This is a genomic window from Bacteroidota bacterium, from assembly GCA_021300195.1.
Lineage (GTDB): Bacteria > Bacteroidota > Bacteroidia > J057 > JAJTIE01 > JAJTIE01.
Map to the genome: position 1 here is coordinate 1 of JAJTIE010000029.1, position 19,534 is coordinate 19,534.

The window sequence follows — 19,534 nt, forward strand, 5'->3', positions numbered from 1 at the left end:
CTTCGGCCAGCTGTAGTACGCTCAGCCGCTTGTGCGCTACTTTCTCGGCGGGGTCTTTGGTGGTTATTCGTGTCTTCATGACTTAACTTTTTTCTAAATTTAATAAACTTAAATCGTTATGCATGAAGACTAGCTGTACATTTTATAATCATGTAAAGAAAACCGGGGGACATCTATTATTTGTTTTTTTGTTATTTTTTTACTAAATTTGATCGAAGTAATCAGCGTGAGTCATACATAAGAATTATAAATAGTCCACAATCAATCCTCTATCCATGAAAAAAGTCTTCCTTCTGCTTGTTTTCTTTGCTCTTGCCCAGCATTCTGGTGTTGTGTTGGCCAATGCGGTTACCGTGGGCAGTGTGACCCGTACGGGTACCAGCACGGTTGAGTTTACACTAGGCTGGCAAAACAGCTGGATGGTATCCGGCGCGCCCGGCAACCACGATGCCGTGTGGGTATTCGTCAAGTTCCGCCCCTGCGAGGCAAACGGCATTCCATTCAGCCACGCACTGCTGAGTACCACTCTGGCCGACCACAGCCTAAGTCCCGGCCTGGCCTTTGCTACACCCATCACCACCACCGACCGGCTGGGCAATGCCGGTAACCACAATACCGGTGCCATGATCCGCCGCAGCACCCTAGGGGTGGGAGACATAACGGGCCAGACCGTAACCCTGAGCATCGTGGGTGCCACAGACGGTACAACCCTGCAGGCAGGCGTGGACTACGACATACGCGTGTACGCCATCGAGATGGTATGGGTGCCCCAAGCCGCCTACTTGGCCGGAGACCTAACCGCATTTAAGGGTAATACATTCGGCGTGGTGGGCAGTGATAGATTCCGTGGCAATGCTGAAAATCGATCGATTAACTTGACCTCGATAAACAGCGAGGCCGCCCTGAATCTGCCCATACACGGTGGGAGTGTGACCCTGTTGGCTGGTTATCCCAAAGGCTTTGCTGCCTTCTACTGCATGAAGTATGAGGTAAGTGCCGGCCAGTATGTGGACTTCCTGAATGCGCTGGGCTCTGTAGCTGCCTTTCGTTTTGCCAGTGCCTTCGGTCTATTCCGGAACACCATCACCGTTGGCCCACAGGGCTATGTGTCTACGGAGCCCAACCGCGCCAACAACTATATGGACGAGGCCGACCTACTCTCTTACCTAGACTGGGCAGCCCTGCGCCCCATGACCGAGCTGGAGTATGAAAAAGTGTGCAAGGGCGTGGGCTATTTTCCCGAGGGCGGATTTGCCTGGGGGGCAGATGTAAATAACCTTTCGCAGTTATTGCACCTCACCACGCCCGAAAACGGAACCGAGCTGGCCGATGCCTCAAACGCAAACGCAAACTGCCATTACCGGGGCGCCAGTGGTTCTTACGGTATTTCTTCGGGTGGGGAGCTGAATGTAAGAGGCCCCCTGCCCGCCAATGCCGACCTGGGCTCGGGCCCGGTGGGCTGCGGCCTCTTTGCCCGCAATGCCAACGAAACCCGCCTTACCTCCGGGGCTGCCTACTACGGTGCCATGGAGATGAGCGGGAATATATACGAGCTGGTTATTAATATAACTACGGATGGCGGCTTCGTCGGGAATCACCCTTATACCGGTGTGTGGGGCGATGGGCAGCTGAATGCCCTGGCACTCTACGATCAGCCGAATTGGCCGACCGAGAATACAACTGGACTTTTTGGTGTCCGTGGCGGCTCCTGGCTCGAGCACTGGGGCGCGGCTCTGGTAACGGCTCGTTTTTTTTGTACTGGTGCTGAACCTGGATTTGCTATGACCAGAGTCCTTGATGGCGGCGGCCGTGGGGTGCGCTGATGCCAAGATTGGGCCCTGCCTATCCACTTGTTTTATGATAGAGTGCACTAACAGATGTTTTTCATGATTCGTCTACCATTCATATTCTTCTTGCTTCTTTCGCTTCTGGCGAGTGATCTCTATGGGCAGAATAACTGCAACCAAGCCACACAAATCTCTCTGGGAGCCGGAAATTTCGGCTTGGGCAATTTTCAGTCCGCCCGCGTTTCGCTGGATGGCGCCACGCTGCAGCCGGGCGAGTACCTGCACAGCACGCAGACCAGCAGCGGCACGGACAAGAAGAGTATCTGGTATGCATTCGCGCTCCCTACCGCACGTTCGCTGGAGCTCGTTCTGTCTCAGGACAACAACCTGATCCCGCAGGATGCGGTGGGCTTTACGCTCTACCGTAGCAACACCTGTAGCCCTATGCCCGGCCTGCAGCAGATAACAGAGGCACGCCTTACCCCGCTTAACAAATTTGGTAGCAGCTTCAACCCCTGTCTTTTGCCCGGAAACTACCTGGTGCAGGTTACCAGCAGGCAGGATGTAGACGATGAGGTTTTTGTAGAGCTACGGGTGGGCCTTCCCACTATTCTGAATGCATTCGACCGACCCACCACTGCACAGAATATGGGCGTGCTGAGTGGGGGTGTTACAACCACCTACGATGTAGGCTGCCAGACCATAGAGGATGCAGCAGAGGTATGCGCTGGGCTTGTAAACGCGGGCGAGTACACGCAGAGTACCTGGCACACCTTCACCACCGATGCCTTTGTGGATGGCGTGAGCCTAGAGCTAGCCGATGTAACGGTGGGTATTCCGTCTACCCGTAGGTGTGGGTATCGCCTGCTCCAGGGTGCCCCCACTGGCACACTTACCGAGGTGGTGCCCTGCACCCCCCTGAATTTTGTGGGAGCCAATAATGGACTGCCACCCCGTGTCAGTGCCAACTTTATCTGCTCACTCCAGCCCAATACTCAGTATACTGTTCAGATTTTTTACCATAGGGATGAGCAGTTTACAGCCCGGCTTAATTTCTTCGAGATCGGCAGCGGTGTAGCTACAGGCACCAATCCCCTCAGCCTACCGGCGGCCAACAGCTTTGGCAATCTGCCTACCAGCCTGGGTGGCACCACCACTACCCGCACGGATAACCTGAGCTGTGATAGCCGCCTGAGCCTTACGACTAGTGCGTGCCGCAATACCGTGATGCCTGTAGGAGGCGTAGACGGCTATGAGCTAAGCACCTGGTTCCGCTTTCGCCTGACAGGCGACAACAATGTTACCATAACGGCACTATCCGCCGGTAGCTGTACAAACAACCTCCGGGTTCGCCTTTATCGCAGCACCACCGGCTATATGACCGGCTGCGATCCCCTTGCTCCGGCTGATCTAACCCTATTCAATCAGTTCAACCACTCCAGCGCCTTCACCTGTATACCGGCAGGTTTCTACATGGTGCAGGTGTTGGGCGACTCGGCAGACATAAACTGGTGCGGATCGCACCTGGGCCGCGCCGTCCAGCTCTCCATACTGGGCCAGCAGGTAGAGGCCACCAGCAACTTTGACCTGGCAACCGCCGCCCGGATTGACAACGTGAACGGGGGTGCCGCCCTGCCAGTAGGCGTTACTATTCCCGCCACCTTCGATCGTTTTGCCTGCAATAATACCGTGCTGCCAGCAGGCGATGTGTGTGGAGCCGGAAACGTAAAGGCTATCTACCGCCGTATCGTGATTGATCAGAACGGTATCCTGACCGTTGGTAACGGCAACTGGCAACGCTTTACCTACCGGCTATACCAAGGCGATGCTTCTACAGCTCCTCAGTCTGCAGGAATGATCTCGGGCCTGGTGGATCAGGCAAACTGCCAGGCACTGTTACACCCCATGCGGGTGTGCGTTACACCGGGCACATATACCCTTGTTTCATTTGGGGATATAGGCGATGTAGGGATAGGCGACCAGCCCAACTTCACCCTTACGGCTCCCATCGCCACGTTTACAGACCCCAACGTTCCGAACGACATGGGAACCATAACCGGGGGGGTGGTCGATGCACAACTGGCTACCTGGACCTGCCTGGATAATCCACTCACGATTGCAGTTCGCGCCCCTTGCAACGGTGCTACCAAGCAGATCTACCGGGTATTCCGCCTCACGGGCCCTACTTTTCTGAGTATAAACAGCAGTCATCAGTTCCGGCTTTTTTCCGGGGACATCCGGAATGGTGTAGGTACGCTCACACCTTATGCCGACAATTTTGTTGGCGAATGGGGATGTAGAGGAAATCAGATTAACACAAGCCCCTGCGCTCCATTACCTGCCCCAGGGGGCTGGTATACGATTGTTCAGTATGCTACTGGTGGAACCTTTACTAGCCCTACTTATACAAATGGACTAGGGGGAGATATCGGTTCTGGGGCTACACTTCGGATAACGGTAGGCGGCGGATTGGCCAGCGCACCCGGGCACCGCAGGCCTGCAGATGCCTGCGTGGCAAATAACGGCAATGCGCTGACCTGGAATCAACCCGGCACGGATGCAGTGCCCACAACCGGTGTCCTCTATACCCTGTGTACCGAATTTTTCGATTGTAGCAACGACCTTCCCTTCAGTGCGCACCCCATTACAGGCTGTACCAACTTTAACCGGACCGCTTATTACACCTTCCAACTGACTCAAGAGTCCTACGTTAACATCCGGAATATCTTCCATACGCATCGTGTGCAGGTATATGTCGGCAATGCCCGTACCAACCCCGCTATCCTGAATGCCGCACCCCTGCAGCCCTGTATTCAGATGAGCAATATCTGGCCTTGGTATAGCTATGATGCGCACGATGGTATAGAAATATGCCGGGCGCAACCCGGGGAATATACGCTGGTCGTCTTTGCAGACGATAGTCATATCGGGCGTGTCGTCCAGCCCCGCATCTACGTAGACCGAGTGGCTACCAGTCGTTTCGATCATGCCTCTGCTGCATATGACTTCGGTGTACTGCCCCGAAACGGATTGGAATACTCTGGAAGGGTGAACGACCCCGAGGCCGCAAACCCGGTGGAAGAGCAGCACCCTACCATAGTAGGCCGGCGTGCAAGCAGTGATATCTTTTACTGCACGACAGGTGCCCAGCCCACTGACCCCAGCGACAGGGCAACGGAGGGCGGTGGCGGAGACGACACGAAGTGCGAAATAGGCGAATCGCAAAACCCCGCAGGTGCGAGTGTTCCCTACCCCATGCCTATCAATACCGTTGTGTATCAGGATGATGCCCGCACCCAACCTTTCACCCGGCGAAACCTGTGGTATACATTTGTGATAAATGGTGCTGGACGAGTAACCGTACGGGTGCGCAACCGCACCAATGGAAAGATGATACAGGCTCCATTCACGGTCTATCGCTCCGATGTGGATGGAACCCTGGATTTTGCAACCGTACGCGCCAATGGCCAGATAGATAGCACTGTAGCCCAAGGCCTTACTTTTGTGGACAATAGTTTTATCCACGGCTCACAATGGTGTAACCACGGCAACCTGGTGCGGTTTGAGCGCAACCCCTGTACCGAGACGGGCCGTGTGCGCTACTACGTGGTAGTGGATAACAACGGCTTCAACTTTGTAAACAGCCAGGTGGACGTGAGTGTACAGCACGAGGGCTTTGATGACCCGGGTCTGGTTCACGATTTTTGCGACGGCAGTGCCACCGGCACCTTAAACGCGTCGAACATGGGCGTGCTGACTGCCGGGGTAACGGTGGGCGATCAGTCGTCCTTTGCCTGTGCCACCCGAAGTGCTACCGACCCCAACGAGTGTGGCAACAGAACGCTGTGGTATACGTTCGAAAGCACATTCTCCGGAAGGCTGAGGATCAACTACCAAATCGCCCCCTCAAACCAGATACTGTACAATGAAAGAGATATACAAATCTACAGAGCGGATAATTGCACCCAAGTGAATGGCACTAGCAGAGTGCCGCTGCAGGCTGTTACGGCAACTGGCCAGCCCTGGGGCGAGGGCTGCCTCAACCCCGGCCGGTACTACGTGCTACTAACGGGTTGCAATCATACCATAGAGCAGGTAACGCCCAGCGTATGGCTGATACCGCAGGCGGGCGACCTGTGCACCTCTACAGATCCCGCCGGAGATGCAGTTAACGTAGTGGTCTCTCCCGCTATTGGCCAAAATGCACAAAGTTCTGAGGTGGTAAACATCGACTGCCACACCATAGGAGAGGCCTTTGGGGAAGATGGGAGCAATATGGGCTGCCTTTTCGGACCAGCCCAATTCAAGTCCACCTGGTTTCGCATAACAGTCAATGCGCTCGAAAAAATAGACTTGAGTTTCCGCTTGGAGGAACAGACTTCTGTTCTGCCCGACCGGATACGCTACAGGGTTCTTTATGGCGGGTGTGGCGCGCTAAGCGCAGGACCCTGCAACACGAATGGACTGACAGAGTTCACGCTGAACTGTATGCAGCAGGGGGATTACTATGTTCAGGTAGTGATGCCTGCCGCCGCTACCGGCAACATTACCCTGACAGCCAGGACCAGCCCAACCCAAGACCAGGATTGCAATCCATTGAATCCGCTGCTGCCCATTGCCAACTTTACTGCCACTGGCGGCTGTGTGGGTGCCGACATTGAGTTCTCTAACTTCTCCACCCAGGGAACAGACATTGCCTATGAGTGGGATTTTGGTGTTACGCCCACGGTTACCTCTAATGACTTTAACCCCGTATATGCCTACACAACCCCCGGAACATACAATGTTACCCTGACGGTAACCAATACGGCAGCGGTTCCCCAGGTGCAGGCCTCTGTTACTATACCGATTACTATTTATCTGGTTCCGACTGGCAGTATCACCGTAGTAGATCCTGCTCCGACCGGTACAGAAGGCACGAATCCAACCTGTGATGTGATCATTGCGAGTGCCCCCTATGATTTCGGTTCCAATTCAACCAATGCGCAAAGTTGGTTCTGGGATTTTGCCAGTGGTGGCACCTCTACGCTTGAAAATCCGACCGATATTGAGTTCACCCAGCAGGGATCAAATCTGATTACGCTTGTGCTCACAAATGGAACCTGTACAGAGACGATCACGCACTGCGTTATCGCAGGGCTAGAGCCCATCTATCAGGGTGGCCCCTTTGATGGATCCGACGAGGATGTACTGAGTGAGTGTGTTGAGCCTATTGTGTATCAGGGTGGCCCCTTTGATGGATCCGACGAGGATGTACTGAGTGAGTGTGTTGAGCCTATTGTGTATCAGGGTGGCCCCTTTGACGGATCCGACGAGGATGTACTGAGTGAGTGCGTGGAGCCACTTGTATATCAGGGTGGCCCCTTTGATGGTGCCGATGTGGGCCTACTGAGCGAGTGTGTGGAGCTCATCGTATACCAGGGTGGCCCCTTTGATGGTGCAGCCAACTTTAACAATGGCCCAACGCTGGAGGACCAGGGTGAAGCCCTGATTACCACCTGTCCTGGCGATCCGGTTACGCTGGACCTTACCCTGGCAGCCGGTGCCGGAACCGCGCTTAGCTTTTCCTGGTCAGTCAACGGAACTGTAATAAGCACCAATGCAAGCATAACAGTTTCTCCTATGGCAACTACCAATTATCTGGGGATTGTTACCTTCGAGTATCCCGGCGGCTGCGAGGCGACTTTGACAAATACTTATACGGTGTATGTAGCCGGTAACGTACCGGCCAATGCGGGTGCCGATGTCAGTTTTTGCGCAAATGGTACCGTTACACTGGGCTCGGCTGCCGTTGCAGGCTATACCTACAGCTGGTCGCCCGCCACGGGCCTCAGTGCCACCAATGTGGCTCAGCCCACCGCCACAGTTAGCACCACCACTACCTATACCCTTACGGTTACCGATCCATCGCTGTCGGGCACCTGCGCTACCTCCACCGATCAGGTTGTTGTTAGCATTCTGCCGCTGCCTGTAGTTACGCCCGGAAGTGATCAGGAGGTATGCCCCAGCGGGACTACCACCATCACGGCAACGGTGTCTGCCGGCACTGGTTATGAGTGGTTTACCCTACATCCCACCACGCTTGCCGTTACCGGTACGCTGGGTACTGCCAGCAGCTACATCGTGGGCGCAGGCGTATATGGTGTGCGTGCTACAAACGCAGCTTGCCAGAGTGCTATCGCACCCATACGTGTTACCGAGATAAATGTAACTGCCCTGGACTACAGATCCCGGCAGAATGGAAACTGGAATACCCTCTCAACCTGGGAGATAAAGAATCCTCAAACGGGCCTGTGGGTGAATGCCGAGGACTATACAACCTGTGGCGTGATCCGATATCCCACTGCGCAGAGCGACTCCGTATTGGTGCAGCATACCGTGGTTTACAACGTGGGCTACAACACCAGCGCTGCCTACTCTGCCACCAATAATCCGTTTGGTATCGACCAGACTACGATCTCCGCCGTCGGTTTGCTCCGGGTGCCTCTGAGTTCCGAGCTGGCGGTAGTGGACATGGGTACCTACGACCTGGTAAACCAGGGCCGTCTGGAGATAGAGGGTACCTTTACCGCAGTGGGTACGGGCTTACTGCAGAATAGTGACAACAGCACGGTGGCGTACACCCGCAGTGGAGATCAAACCATGTGGAATGGCACCTACGGAAACCTGGAGGTATCTGGTGGCTCTAGTAGCAAGGCCGTGGGCGGCAGCAGCACCATCGTGCGTACGGGTGTGCAGTTTAGCAGTGCCTTCATCGTGCTAGGCAACCGGAACATCACGCTGTGGGACAATGCCAGCCTAGCCGGATTCGGATCGGCAACTGGGTATTTTGTGACCAATCAGTTTGGCGCGGTAGTGAAAAACGCGGTTGGTGGTACACCCTTCCTCTACCCTGTGGGCAGCAGTACCGCTAGCTATAACCCGCTGCTGGTGGATAATGACGGCACAGCAGACAACTACAGCCTGCGTGTAGAAGCCAATTTTGTAAACGACCTCTCATTCCCCGGTGATGAGCTGGAGGAGTTGAGCTCGCTGGATCGAACCTGGCACTTGAGTGAAGGCACTCCAGGGGGTAGCAACCTGTCGATTACCACCTACTGGGTAACTGCAGATGAAAATGCCGGATTTGACCGCACCTCTTCCGCAAATGGGGTGTTCAACAGCGGTACGGGCTGGGCACGAGTTGGAAACCTGAAGCCTGCCCTGGGCAGCGGTACCTCTGCCGATATGTACAGCCAGACCAGCAGTGGGCAGACTACAGTAGGCCCAATAAGCGTGGGTAGCTGCAATATACTCCCGCTAGACTATCGCACCATTGCCGATGGAAACTGGACCGATGTAAGCATCTGGGAGGTGTGGGATGTTGCTACTTCCACCTGGGTTTCGGCCAGCTTTGTGAACAACAGCTGCCTGCAGGTACAGTATCCCACCGCGCTGAGCCGCTACGTGCACGTCCGCCACAATGTGGACTACAATTTCACCATTCCTGGTGGCGTGGATCAGGTTATGATTGCCACCAATGCCCGGTTAACTGTGGCCCAGGGTATTGAATTGCGTATGGCTTTCGGATCTCAGGATGCAAACACGGTGGTGAGCACTACCTTGCCGCCGGCTGCTGCCAATCTTGTGGCCAACACGGATATCTACAACCTGGGTACCTTGGTCATTACCGGCGAGTTTGCGGTAATGAACGCGGCAAAGCTGAATAATGATGACAACAGCTTGGTGCACTACAATGGAAATACCCAAACTATGTGGGCAGGCAAGTATGGCAGGCTACAAGTAAGCAGCCCGTCGGCCTCTGTGCTGAGCAATAAGGCACTGGGCGGAGCGAACACCCGCGTGAATACGGACATCCGCTTTACGGGTGCCAAAGTGGTGTTGGGTAACCAGAACATTACCCTGGCAAATGCTGCCACCGTAAGTGGTGCTAGCCAAAGTGCCGGCTACATAGTGGCTACATCCGAGGGCTTCTGTGTATGGGAGTACGCTACAGGCGCACTGGTTGAGCACAGCTTCCCCATAGGTGGAGATGAGTACAGTCCCTGTGTCGTCAGGTTTGACAATGTAACAGGAGCCGGCACGCTGCTAGGCCGTGTGCGCGAGTCTAGGCACCCCACACTGGCCAGTGCTATACAGCGCTACTGGACGCTAGAAAGGGGAACCGTTTCCTTTGCCGGTAGCTATGTAGGCACCTTCAACTACAATGATGTGGATCTGCCCTACGTTACAACTTCACCCTCGTTGGAGCTGGATATGGTGAAAATAGCTGGAGCCTACAGCTCGGCCTACACCGAGCCCAATAACTGGAGGCTGTCTCCCACCAGTCTGGGTGTCTCTCACGACGTGAACAACAACTTGGGTTCCATCTCCAACAATGCCTTTAGTGACTTCACCTTCATGCCCGAGTTCATAACGGTGCTACCCGTGGAGAACCTGGTGCTGAACGGAAAGTGGGAAGAGGAAAACGCCCAGCTAAACTGGCGGGTAGATAGCGAGACCAACGCCTACGGCTACACCCTGCTACGCAGCCTGGATGGCACCAGCTGGACAAACGTGGCCTGGCGCTCTGCCGTAGGTACCACCAGCCAACCCGTAGCCTACCAGCATCTGGATATGGATGTGGCTTCTATGCGGGCCCCATACTACTACTACCAGGTGCAGCAGCAAGACCTGGATGGACAGATAACCCATAGCAATACGGTGCTGCTATCGCGCGGTGGGGCTAGCCTGGCAAAAGAGGACATACGCATATTCCCCAACCCCGTTGTGCGAAATCAGCAACTTAGCCTGATGCTGCAGCTGGAAGAGGCGGAGCAGGTGGAGATTGTAGTAACAGACGTACTGGGCAAACGCCTGTTTGCCGAGAGCGTGCAAGCCAGTGCCGGACAGAGCCTGCACAACCTGCGCGTGGGCACGCTGGCTGCCGGTAGCTACCATGTGCTGGTGATAACCGCCAGCAAGGTGCATACACAACGCGTAATTGTGCTGGATCAATAGAACCTTATCTCCGACTTGGGGTTTTGTTCATCCATTTTCGAAACAGAGAGGGGGCCAGTATCGGCCCCCCTCTCTGTTTGTTGGGAGGCGAGTAAATAGGGGCTGATCGCACTCTCGGGATAGCTGCTATATTTGAGGAAAATGGAAAGGAGCCGAATCCAGCTACTGCCCGAGGCACTGGCAAACCAGATAGCAGCCGGAGAGGTGGTACAGCGCCCAGCCTCGGTGGTGAAGGAGCTGCTGGAAAATAGCCTGGATGCCGGTGCCACACAAATACGCCTGGTGATACAGGACGCGGGCAAAAAGCTGATACAGGTGGTAGACAATGGCATGGGCATGAGCCCCACCGATGCTCGCATGAGCTTTGAGCGCCATGCTACCAGCAAGATCCGGAGTATAGAAGACCTGTTTCAGGTGCGCACCATGGGCTTCCGGGGCGAGGCACTGGCCAGTATAGCCGCCGTGGCGCAGGTGGAGCTAAAAACCCGTATGGCAGACGATGAGCTAGGCACCCGCCTGGACATACAGGGGGGCGAGCTGAAGGCCCAGGAGCCGACCCAAACGCCTGTGGGCACGGTGCTGAGTGTGCGAAACCTCTTCTACAACGTACCGGCACGACGAAACTTCCTGAAAAGCAATCCGGTAGAGTTTCGGCATATCCTGAATGAGTTTTACCACGCTGCGCTGAGCGAGCCGCAAGTGCAGATGGTGCTGGAAAACAACGGGCAGGTGGAGCTAGACCTGGCCCGCGCCGATAGCCTGCAGCGTATGCTAGACCTGCATAGTCCGCTGAAGAAAGAGGACCTGCTACCCATCAGCTTCGACAGCGCGCTGCTGCGTGTTTCGGGCTACATAGGCACCCCACAGGTGGCCCGCAAAAGCCGGGGCCAGCAGTACTTCTTGGTGAATGGCCGCTATATCCGCAGTCCCTATCTGCACCATGCACTCGTAACCGGCTATGCAGATACCCTGCCTGCCGAGCAGCACCCCACCTATGTGGTATGTATCGAGATTGACCCCAGCCAGGTGGACATCAATATCCACCCCACCAAGACGGAAATAAAATTTCAGGAAGAGCGGGAGGTATATGCCGCCCTGTTAGCGGCTGTGCGCATGGCCCTGGGTAGCCTGCACAGCATGCCACACCCCGAGCTGCAGGGCACGCGCGAGGGGATGGTAAACACCGAGATCTATGGGCAGCGGCCTGGCCGTAGCAGCAGCGCCCCAGACCCCACATTGGGCCAGCTGCTGCACACCCGCCAGCAGCCCGCGCCTCGGGCCTTCGACTGGGAGCAGCTGTATCCGCCCGAGCTGCGGCAGCCGGCACGCCACCCCGTACTGCCCATTACCGATGTAGACGCCATTCCGGGCCTCTTTGCCCCCACCGAGTCTCTGCCCACCACCTTTCGCATCAGCCCGCGCCTGCTGCTATACCGCCATGCCGATGGCCTGTACTACATAGACCTGGAGCGGGCACACCGGCGCATCCTGTACGAGGGTTACCTGGCGCAGGCACGGAGCGCCCCGCTGCCGGTGCAGCGGCTGCTGTATCCGCTGGCCTTCACCTTCGATGCCGAAGACTACCTGCTGCTGAAAGAGGCCCTGCCCGACCTGCAGCGCATGGGCTTTGAGCTAGCCGCTACCGACGGCCATACGCTTACCCTTAGCGGAGCGCCCTACCATGAGCAGGAGGAGGATATACGCCTGCTGCTGGAGGGGCTGCTGGCCCTGCTGAAGGAATCGGGCGAGGTAGAAGATACCGTGCGCGAAACCCTGGCCCGAAGCCTGGCCCGCCGCCAGGCCATAGGCCCCGAGGTGCACCTGACACCCCAAGAGCAGCAGCGCCTGGTGCAGGACCTGTGGCAGTGCCACCACCCTGCCTACACCCCATCGGGCGAGCCGGTATGGCACTTTGTACCCTGGGCCGAACTGGATAAGGCGCTGCAAAGGAAATAGGCCGAAAACCCCTAACTTCGCCCCATGTTTTCGCTTACCCCCATTGTCCTGAATCTGCTGATTCTGAACGGACTCTTCTACATGCTGGAGATCGCCCTGCTCAATACGGACGCGGGCCTGATCCAGTACTTTATCCTGGGAAAGGTAGACCTACTAGGCATCCGCGAGGCGGTATACGGCTTTGAAATGCCGGTACCCTTTCCACTCCATGTATCCGAGTCTACCACCGTACCCATCACCTTCGAGCCCTACCAGCTGGTTACCTACTTCTTTTCGCATTCGCCCGACAGCATAATGCACATCCTGTTCAACATGCTGGCGCTGGTATTCCTGGGCCCACAGGTGGAGCGGGTAATCGGCTCCAGGCGTTTTTTGCAGAGCTACCTGGTTTCGGGCCTGCTGGGCGGACTCTTTATTGTGTTTTTCGATCCTTCGCCCGCACCGGTGCTGGGGGCATCGGGGGCGGTATCGGGGGTGATGCTGCTTTTTGCCATGATTTACCCCGACGCGCGCATGATCCTGTTTCCCATCCCCATCCCTATCCGGGCCAAGTGGCTGATAACAGGCCTGATCGTAATATCTTGCTACTTCGTATACAGCGAGGTGCGCAACCCGGGCGCAGGAGGGGGCGTATCCCACTTCGGCCACCTGATGGGTATGCTGGCCGTATTCCTGTATGTGCAGGGCATTCGGCTATACTATCAGCTGCGGCGGTAGTAGCCGGGCACACATGCCGGGTCCGTTGGGGCTTTGCTGGCTATTAACTCCGTGTGCTGGCCATACTATTCAGTACAGCCAGCAGGAGCGTATGGGCCTTCCCATCCTATCATAAATTATAGCTGCTGTATCATACTGGCCAGGTGGCGGCGGTAGCTGTAGGGCAGCGGCTCGGCACGGCCCACCATAACTAGCATCTGTGTTTTTCCTGGCTCGGATACACCGAGCAGGCTTGCCATTTCGGCCCTTGGGGTATCCATAGCCGCATACTCCTCCAGCGACTGGCTAAGCGGATGAAAATAAATCCCTAGTTCCGAAGCTGCCAGTTGCAGGCGGGCGTAGTCTCGCCCCACCTTCAGCCAGCTAAGCTGGGTGTTGTCCTGGGTTATCCAGCTGATAAAGCCCCTGTTTTTATCTATCTTTTTTCTGTAGTCCTTCAGCACCATCTTGGTGATGCTTTCTTTATGCCACACTTCGGGCTTGTAGCCTTCTAGCTGCTTTTCGCCAATCCTTAGTTTTAATCCGGTAGTCCCGCTTGTTCGCATGTTCAGGCCGTCTCGCTTCAGGGCTATATCGTCCTTCACACGAAACCAGATGCGGGTTTCATCTCCGGTTTCATAGTTTCGCGTTTCCGTTTCGAATGCCTTATAGCACAGGTCGCCTATTTTCTTGCGCAGGGGCTCATCGGTGTACAGGGTGGTGGTAGCATGTGTTTTGCCGGCTAGTTGCAGCATTTTCTGTAGTTCATCCTGGGTTATTACCGCTCCCTTATACAGGCCACGGTTGGTCTGGCGCACAAAGAGCTGATTGTATAGGGGGCTGTGGGTGGTTTGGCTTGCTAGTTTAGTAAGGCGGATACGGGCTACGGGCTTTTTCCCAAGCTCCTCCAGGCCGTGTGCACCTGCTGGCAGTAGGTCAATATCCGTTTTGTAGCCTTCGCCCTCCATACCAATCTCCAGGTAAGCCAGGAAGCAGCCAGCCCCCATGTGCAGCTGGCGTGCGGGGGGATCCGTGGCGGTCAGCATGCGCTTTTCATCCATATACAGCAGGATGGACTGCGTATCTCGCTCTACCTCAAACTTCCAGGCCTGGGTATTGTGCGGGTTTGGGGCACTCATACCATAGGCCAGTGCCTTTAGCAGTGGGTGCTCATAGTCTGCAGGCCAGGGGCGGCGCATCTGTATGTCCTTCAGGTGCTCGCTCTCCGGCTGGGCAATGCCTGTACAGCTAGCCGCAAACGCACTCGGCGCAAGCATAGCGGCGCCCAGGGTGGTGGCCGATAGCACCACACCCCCCTTCAAGAAATCTCTTCGGTTCATAGACGGTAGGTTAAGTTCAACAAGCACCAAATAACAGCTTACCTGCCAAATCAGGCTGAATCTATGCTAAAAAATAGGGTTCAGGCGTTCTGTTTCCCTTTTTGGCGCGCTCTTAGGCGGCTCAGGTGCTGGGGGGTCATGGCCAGGAAGTCTGCCAGCATATGCAGGGGTACTAGCTGTAGCAGGTGGGGCCTGTTTTCCAGTATGTACCGATACTTCTCATCTCCGGTGGCGTACTGCAGGTATATGCGTTCGTTGCGTAGACGGATGAATTCGACTTCGAGAATCTTTCGCTCCAGTTCCTTAATTTCTGGTCTCGCTGTTTTAATCTCCTCCATCGGCTCCCGGGGTATTCGGATGAGCTTACAAGCGCCCAGAGCCTGGCAGCAATAGCGGCTAGGCGTGCCCATCACATAGCTTTCGTGATCGCTTATAAACTCTCCGTCGGTAAAGAACTGGATCGTAGCGTCCTTGTGCTCCTTTTCAAAATAGAAACGAAAACATCCCTGTACCACAAAGCCTACCGAATCTACCACCTGGCCGGCCCGCCACAGCAGGCTGCGGGCGGGCACCTCTACCAGTGTCAGCTCATTTGCCAGGTGCAGCCAGTCTGCCTCCGAAATAGCGTGATGAAGGTACATCCTTTGCCTAAGTTGTGCGAATGCAGGTTCTGTAGATTGCATATATATGGCTGGCGCAAGGTTGTGCCGCTCAAAATTAGTCATAAAGCAGGCGAAAGCAGCAGATTGGTATTACAAAGCCCGTGCCCCCCCTACCGGTGCACGACCGGTGCATTGCCATGCTTCCCCCTTTTTATTTATAGGATGGGTATCATTTTTAGGAGAAGCCTACAGGCTGGGCATGCTATAACCTTGCGGCCACGGGCTCGTTATATGGCCTTTATTTCTTATTTGCAGGATGATACAGAGTATGACCGGCTACGGAATAGGCAAAGCCTCCGACGCAGACCTGCAGATTACGGCCGAGCTAAAGAGCCTGAACAGCCGAAACGCCGAGATATACATCCGGTTGCCCCCCGCTTATTTCCACCAGGAGATCCGCCTGAAAAACCTGCTGGCAGCCCGGCTGGAACGGGGCAAGATCAGCATGGTGCTGACGGTGGAGCGCCAGGGTGCCACCCAGGGCGAAAGCCCCGTACAGGTAAACACCCCCCTGCTGAAAGCCTACTACACAGCACTGAGCCAGCTACAGCTGGAGCTGGGCGATCCGCGCCCGCTGAGCCTGGAGAGCCTGCTGGGCCTGCCTGGGGTAGTGGCCGAGCAGCGGGCCGAGCAGGTGGGCGAGGACGAATGGAAGCTGGTGCAGGCTGCTGTAGACATGGCCCTGGACAACCTGCTGGCCGAGCGAAACAAGGAGGGCGCAGCCCTGCAGCAAGACCTGCAGGCACGCATACGCCAGGTGCGCAGGCTGGCCGCCCAGGTGCCACAGTATGCGCAGGGGCGGGTAGAGGCCATACGCAGCCGCATTACCGCTGCCTTTGGCGAGCTGGGCGAAGGCCTGAGCATGAGCGAAGAGCGCCTGCAGCAGGAGCTGATCTACTACCTGGAAAAATACGACATCAATGAGGAGCAAGTGCGCCTGGCCGCCCACCTGGACAACTTTGACCAGACCCTGGACGAGGAGAAAGGCCAGGGCCGAAAGCTGCTATTCATTGTGCAGGAGCTATGGCGAGAGGTGAACACCCTAGGGGTAAAGTCCTACGACCTGCAGATTCAAAACCTGGTGGTGCAGATGAAGGACGAGCTGGAAAAGCTGAAGGAGCAACTGATGAACATTCTGTAGGACGGCCCCTGTTTTTTTGGCTAATTTGTGCGCCCAAGCCATGAAGGAAGGCCCCATCATCATCGTATCCGCCCCCAGTGGCGCAGGCAAGACCACCTTGGTGCGCGCTGTGATGAAGCAGATACCGGAGCTGATGTTCTCCGTATCGGCCACCACCCGCGCCCCCCGGCCCCACGAGCAGGAGGGGGTGGACTATTACTTCCTGTCGGTGCCCGAGTTCAAGGCACGCATAGCAGCGGGCCGCTTCATCGAGTGGGAAGAAGTGTACCAGGGCCGCTACTACGGCACCCAGCAAGATGAAGTGGAACGCATCCAGGCCCTTGGGCGCATCCCGTTATTTGAGCTGGATGCCATAGGGGGCATCCACCTGAAGCAGCAGTTTGGCACACATGCCCTCAGCATTTTTGTAAATCCCCCCAGCCTGGATATCCTGCGCCAGCGCCTCATTGCCCGCGGTACCGAGACCCCCGAGGACATAGAGCGCCGCCTGGATAAATCGGCCTACGAGCTGGCCATGGCCGATCAATTTGATGCACAAATCGTAAACGACCGGCTGGACCAGGCCACCCACCGGATGGAGACCCTCATCCGCCAGTTTACCCGCCTGTAGCACATGAAAGTAGGGCTTTTTTTCGGCAGCTTCAACCCTATCCACCTGGGCCACCTGGTTATTGCCGAGGCAATGGCAGACCAGACGGGCCTGGACCAGGTATGGCTGGTGGTATCGCCCCACAACCCCCTAAAGCCCAAAGCCCAACTGCTGAATGAGGTAGACCGCCTGCACCTGTGCGAGCTGGCACTGGCGGGCAATGAGCGGGTGCGGGCTAGCAACGTAGAGTTTGCCCTGCCCAAGCCCAGCTACACCATAGATACCCTGGGCGTGCTTAGCGCCCGCTACCCCCGCACCTCTTTCTGCCTCATCATGGGTGCCGATAACCTGGCCAGCCTGCACCGCTGGAAGAACTATGAGGCCATTGTGGCCCACTATCCCATCTACGTATATCCGCGCCCGGGGGTAGAGCTGCCAAGCGTGCACCACCCCCATGTGCGACTGGTAGAGGCACCCCTGATGGGGATTTCTGCCACGCGCATCCGCCAGCTGCTGGCCCAGGGCAGATCGGCCCGCTACCTGGTGCCCGACCCTGCCCTGCACTACATCCAATCCCGACACCTCTATGGCCATCCGTAAGCATATACCCAACCTGCTGACCCTGGCGAATGTGGCCTGTGGCACTGCCGCCGTAGCCTTCAGCTTTCCGCACCAGGGGTTTAGCCCTACCCATATCAGCCTGGCAGCCCTGCTTATCCTGCTGGCCTCCGTGTTCGACTTTCTGGATGGCTTTGCAGCCCGCAGGCTACAGGCCTACAGCGCCCAGGGCCAGGTGCTGGATAGCCTGGCAGACCTGGTAAGCTTTGGCGTAGCCCCAGGCGTACTACTCTTCAGCCTGGCCAGCAACTACCTGTATGCCAGCCCCACCGATTCCAACCAGGCCGACTGGAGCACCGCCGCGTGGCTGGCACGGCTGAGCTGCCTGCTGCTACCCACTGCGGCTGCCTGGCGCCTCAGCCGCTTTGCAGCCGACACTACCCCTCGGCCCTACTTTCAGGGCCTGCCCGCCCCAGCAGCGGGCTTGTTTGTGGCCCTGCTGGGGCTATTGTTCAACGATGCGCGGATGAGCCTGTGGTTCCTCTTCGAGGCACCCAATAATACCCTGCTGGCCTACAGCCTTATCCATCCGGCCTCGCTCTTCCTGATGAACCTGATCCTGGCGGGGCTTATGCTTAGTACCTGGCCCATGCTCTCCTTCAAGATGAAGAACCTGAGCTGGCGGCAGCACCGCTACCACCTCATCTTCCTGGGCCTGGCAGGGGGCTTGCTAGCCTGGCTGGGTGGCTTGGCTGCCCTTCCCCTGGGCCTCGGCTACCTGCTGTGCTCGCTGCTGGCGCGCAAAACCTACCGAATGCAGCCCGCCACCCCACCCGAACCCGTGCAGCATGGCTAAGTGGCTGCTGGAAGAACCCCGCTACTTTGCAGACTATGAACTGCTGGATAGCGGTGGCTTTGAGAAACTAGAGCGCTTTGGGCAGCAGGTTCTTATCCGCCCCGAGCCACAGGCCGTGTGGCAGCCGCACGGGGCCCGAAAGGATTGGGACCGGCTGGCCCACCTGCGCTTTGAGCAGCAGGGTAGCCACAAGGGCAAGTGGCACCCCCTGAAGAAGGGAGTAGCTGAGCAGTGGCAGCTGGCCTACACACACCCGCAGTACCAGTTGCGCTTTCGCCTGGGGCTAACGGCTTTCAAGCACGTGGGCCTGTTTCCTGAGCAGGCTGCCAACTGGGACTATGCCTATGCCCAGTGCCGAAAGCACACGCAGCCCCGGGTGCTCAACCTTTTTGCCTACACCGGCGGGGCTACCCTGGCCTGCCAGGCAGCAGGGGCGCAGGTAACACACGTGGACAGTGTAAAGCAGGTGGTGAGCTGGGCAAACGAAAACCTGCGGCTAAGCAAGCTGGATGGTGTGCGCTGGCTGGTGGAGGATGCCCTGAAGTATGTGCAGCGTGCAGCCCGTAAGGGCCAGACCTATGAGGGGATTATTATGGATCCACCCGCCTTTGGCCACGGCCCAAATGGGGAGCGCTGGAAGCTGGAGGACCTGGTGGATGAACTGGTGCAGCACGCCACCCGGATGCTAAACCCCGACAGGGCATTTATGGTCTTCAATGCGTACAGTATGGGTTTTTCCCCCCTTATTCTGGGCAACCTGCTGCAGAGCCACCTGCCCGCCCACAAGCTGGGCGAACTAGCCCTGGGCGAACTGGTGCTGCCAGAAACCGCCGGAAAGCGGCAGCTGCCCGCCGGCATTTTTGCCCGCCTACACTACGGGCATCCGGAGCATGCAAAGGCGGGTTCCGGGAAAAATGCCCCGCAACAACAGGGATAGACCGACATCTGG

At 56.7% G+C, this 19,534-nt stretch carries 11 protein-coding genes; 9 read left to right on the plus strand and 2 right to left on the minus strand.

Translation table 11 applies throughout. From position 1 onward, the window contains the following. Positions 1-275 precede the first annotated feature (275 nt). From LW884_07225 to LW884_07240, 4 genes are all read left to right on the plus strand, one after another. The gene (locus LW884_07225) at positions 276-1,823 is read left to right on the plus strand and encodes a hypothetical protein (GenBank protein ID MCE3008117.1); all 1,548 of its coding nucleotides are present in this window, start codon (positions 276-278) and stop codon (positions 1,821-1,823) included. A gap of 63 nt (positions 1,824-1,886) precedes the next feature. Next, complete coding sequence (locus tag LW884_07230; GenBank protein MCE3008118.1) at positions 1,887-10,787, plus strand: PKD domain-containing protein; 8,901 nt, start codon at positions 1,887-1,889, stop codon at positions 10,785-10,787. Between the two features lie 141 nt (positions 10,788-10,928). Then, the gene (gene mutL / locus LW884_07235; GenBank protein MCE3008119.1) at positions 10,929-12,743 is read left to right on the plus strand and encodes a DNA mismatch repair endonuclease MutL; all 1,815 of its coding nucleotides are present in this window, start codon (positions 10,929-10,931) and stop codon (positions 12,741-12,743) included. A gap of 24 nt (positions 12,744-12,767) precedes the next feature. Beyond that, positions 12,768-13,460 (plus strand): rhomboid family intramembrane serine protease, encoded by a 693-nt coding sequence (locus LW884_07240; protein MCE3008120.1) that lies wholly within the window; start codon positions 12,768-12,770, stop codon positions 13,458-13,460. 116 nt (positions 13,461-13,576) lie between these two features. On the opposite strand, the gene LW884_07245 is transcribed toward LW884_07240, so the two are convergent. Together LW884_07245 and LW884_07250 are read right to left on the minus strand one after the other, a co-directional pair. After that, positions 13,577-14,779 (minus strand): hypothetical protein, encoded by a 1,203-nt coding sequence (locus LW884_07245; protein MCE3008121.1) that lies wholly within the window; start codon positions 14,777-14,779, stop codon positions 13,577-13,579. 80 nt (positions 14,780-14,859) lie between these two features. Next, entirely contained in the window at positions 14,860-15,420 is a 561-nt protein-coding gene (locus tag LW884_07250; GenBank protein MCE3008122.1) for a Crp/Fnr family transcriptional regulator, read from the minus strand. Between the two features lie 277 nt (positions 15,421-15,697). On the opposite strand from LW884_07250, the gene LW884_07255 reads away from it, so the two are divergent. From LW884_07255 to LW884_07275, 5 genes are read left to right on the plus strand one after another with little or no spacing between them, the layout of a single operon-like run. Then, complete coding sequence (locus LW884_07255) at positions 15,698-16,582, plus strand: YicC family protein (GenBank protein MCE3008123.1); 885 nt, start codon at positions 15,698-15,700, stop codon at positions 16,580-16,582. 40 nt (positions 16,583-16,622) lie between these two features. Beyond that, positions 16,623-17,192: a guanylate kinase gene (gene gmk / locus LW884_07260; GenBank protein ID MCE3008124.1), complete on the plus strand. Its 570-nt coding sequence runs from the start codon at positions 16,623-16,625 to the stop codon at positions 17,190-17,192. Positions 17,193-17,195: 3 nt separating this feature from the next. Continuing rightward, positions 17,196-17,771, plus strand: coding sequence for a nicotinate-nucleotide adenylyltransferase (locus LW884_07265; GenBank protein MCE3008125.1), 576 nt, complete (start codon positions 17,196-17,198; stop codon positions 17,769-17,771). After that, a complete protein-coding gene (locus LW884_07270) occupies positions 17,758-18,585 on the plus strand; it encodes a CDP-alcohol phosphatidyltransferase family protein (GenBank protein ID MCE3008126.1) in 828 nt (275 codons plus the stop codon). Before LW884_07265 ends, LW884_07270 begins: the two co-directional genes overlap by 14 nt. Then, positions 18,578-19,522, plus strand: a complete 945-nt coding sequence (locus LW884_07275; GenBank protein MCE3008127.1) for a class I SAM-dependent methyltransferase — start codon at positions 18,578-18,580, stop codon at positions 19,520-19,522. The genes LW884_07270 and LW884_07275 overlap by 8 nt, the downstream gene beginning before the upstream one ends. Positions 19,523-19,534 lie beyond the last annotated feature (12 nt).

Coding starts and splice junctions, on each gene's coding strand:
- LW884_07225 (MCE3008117.1), top strand. CDS start 276: ATGAAAAAAGTCTTCCTTCTGCTTGTTTTCTTTGCTCTTGCCCAGCAT.
- LW884_07230 (MCE3008118.1), top strand. CDS start 1,887: ATGATTCGTCTACCATTCATATTCTTCTTGCTTCTTTCGCTTCTGGCG.
- mutL (MCE3008119.1), top strand. CDS start 10,929: ATGGAAAGGAGCCGAATCCAGCTACTGCCCGAGGCACTGGCAAACCAG.
- LW884_07240 (MCE3008120.1), top strand. CDS start 12,768: ATGTTTTCGCTTACCCCCATTGTCCTGAATCTGCTGATTCTGAACGGA.
- LW884_07245 (MCE3008121.1), bottom strand. CDS start 14,779: ATGAACCGAAGAGATTTCTTGAAGGGGGGTGTGGTGCTATCGGCCACC.
- LW884_07250 (MCE3008122.1), bottom strand. CDS start 15,420: ATGTACCTTCATCACGCTATTTCGGAGGCAGACTGGCTGCACCTGGCA.
- LW884_07255 (MCE3008123.1), top strand. CDS start 15,698: ATGATACAGAGTATGACCGGCTACGGAATAGGCAAAGCCTCCGACGCA.
- gmk (MCE3008124.1), top strand. CDS start 16,623: ATGAAGGAAGGCCCCATCATCATCGTATCCGCCCCCAGTGGCGCAGGC.
- LW884_07265 (MCE3008125.1), top strand. CDS start 17,196: ATGAAAGTAGGGCTTTTTTTCGGCAGCTTCAACCCTATCCACCTGGGC.
- LW884_07270 (MCE3008126.1), top strand. CDS start 17,758: ATGGCCATCCGTAAGCATATACCCAACCTGCTGACCCTGGCGAATGTG.
- LW884_07275 (MCE3008127.1), top strand. CDS start 18,578: ATGGCTAAGTGGCTGCTGGAAGAACCCCGCTACTTTGCAGACTATGAA.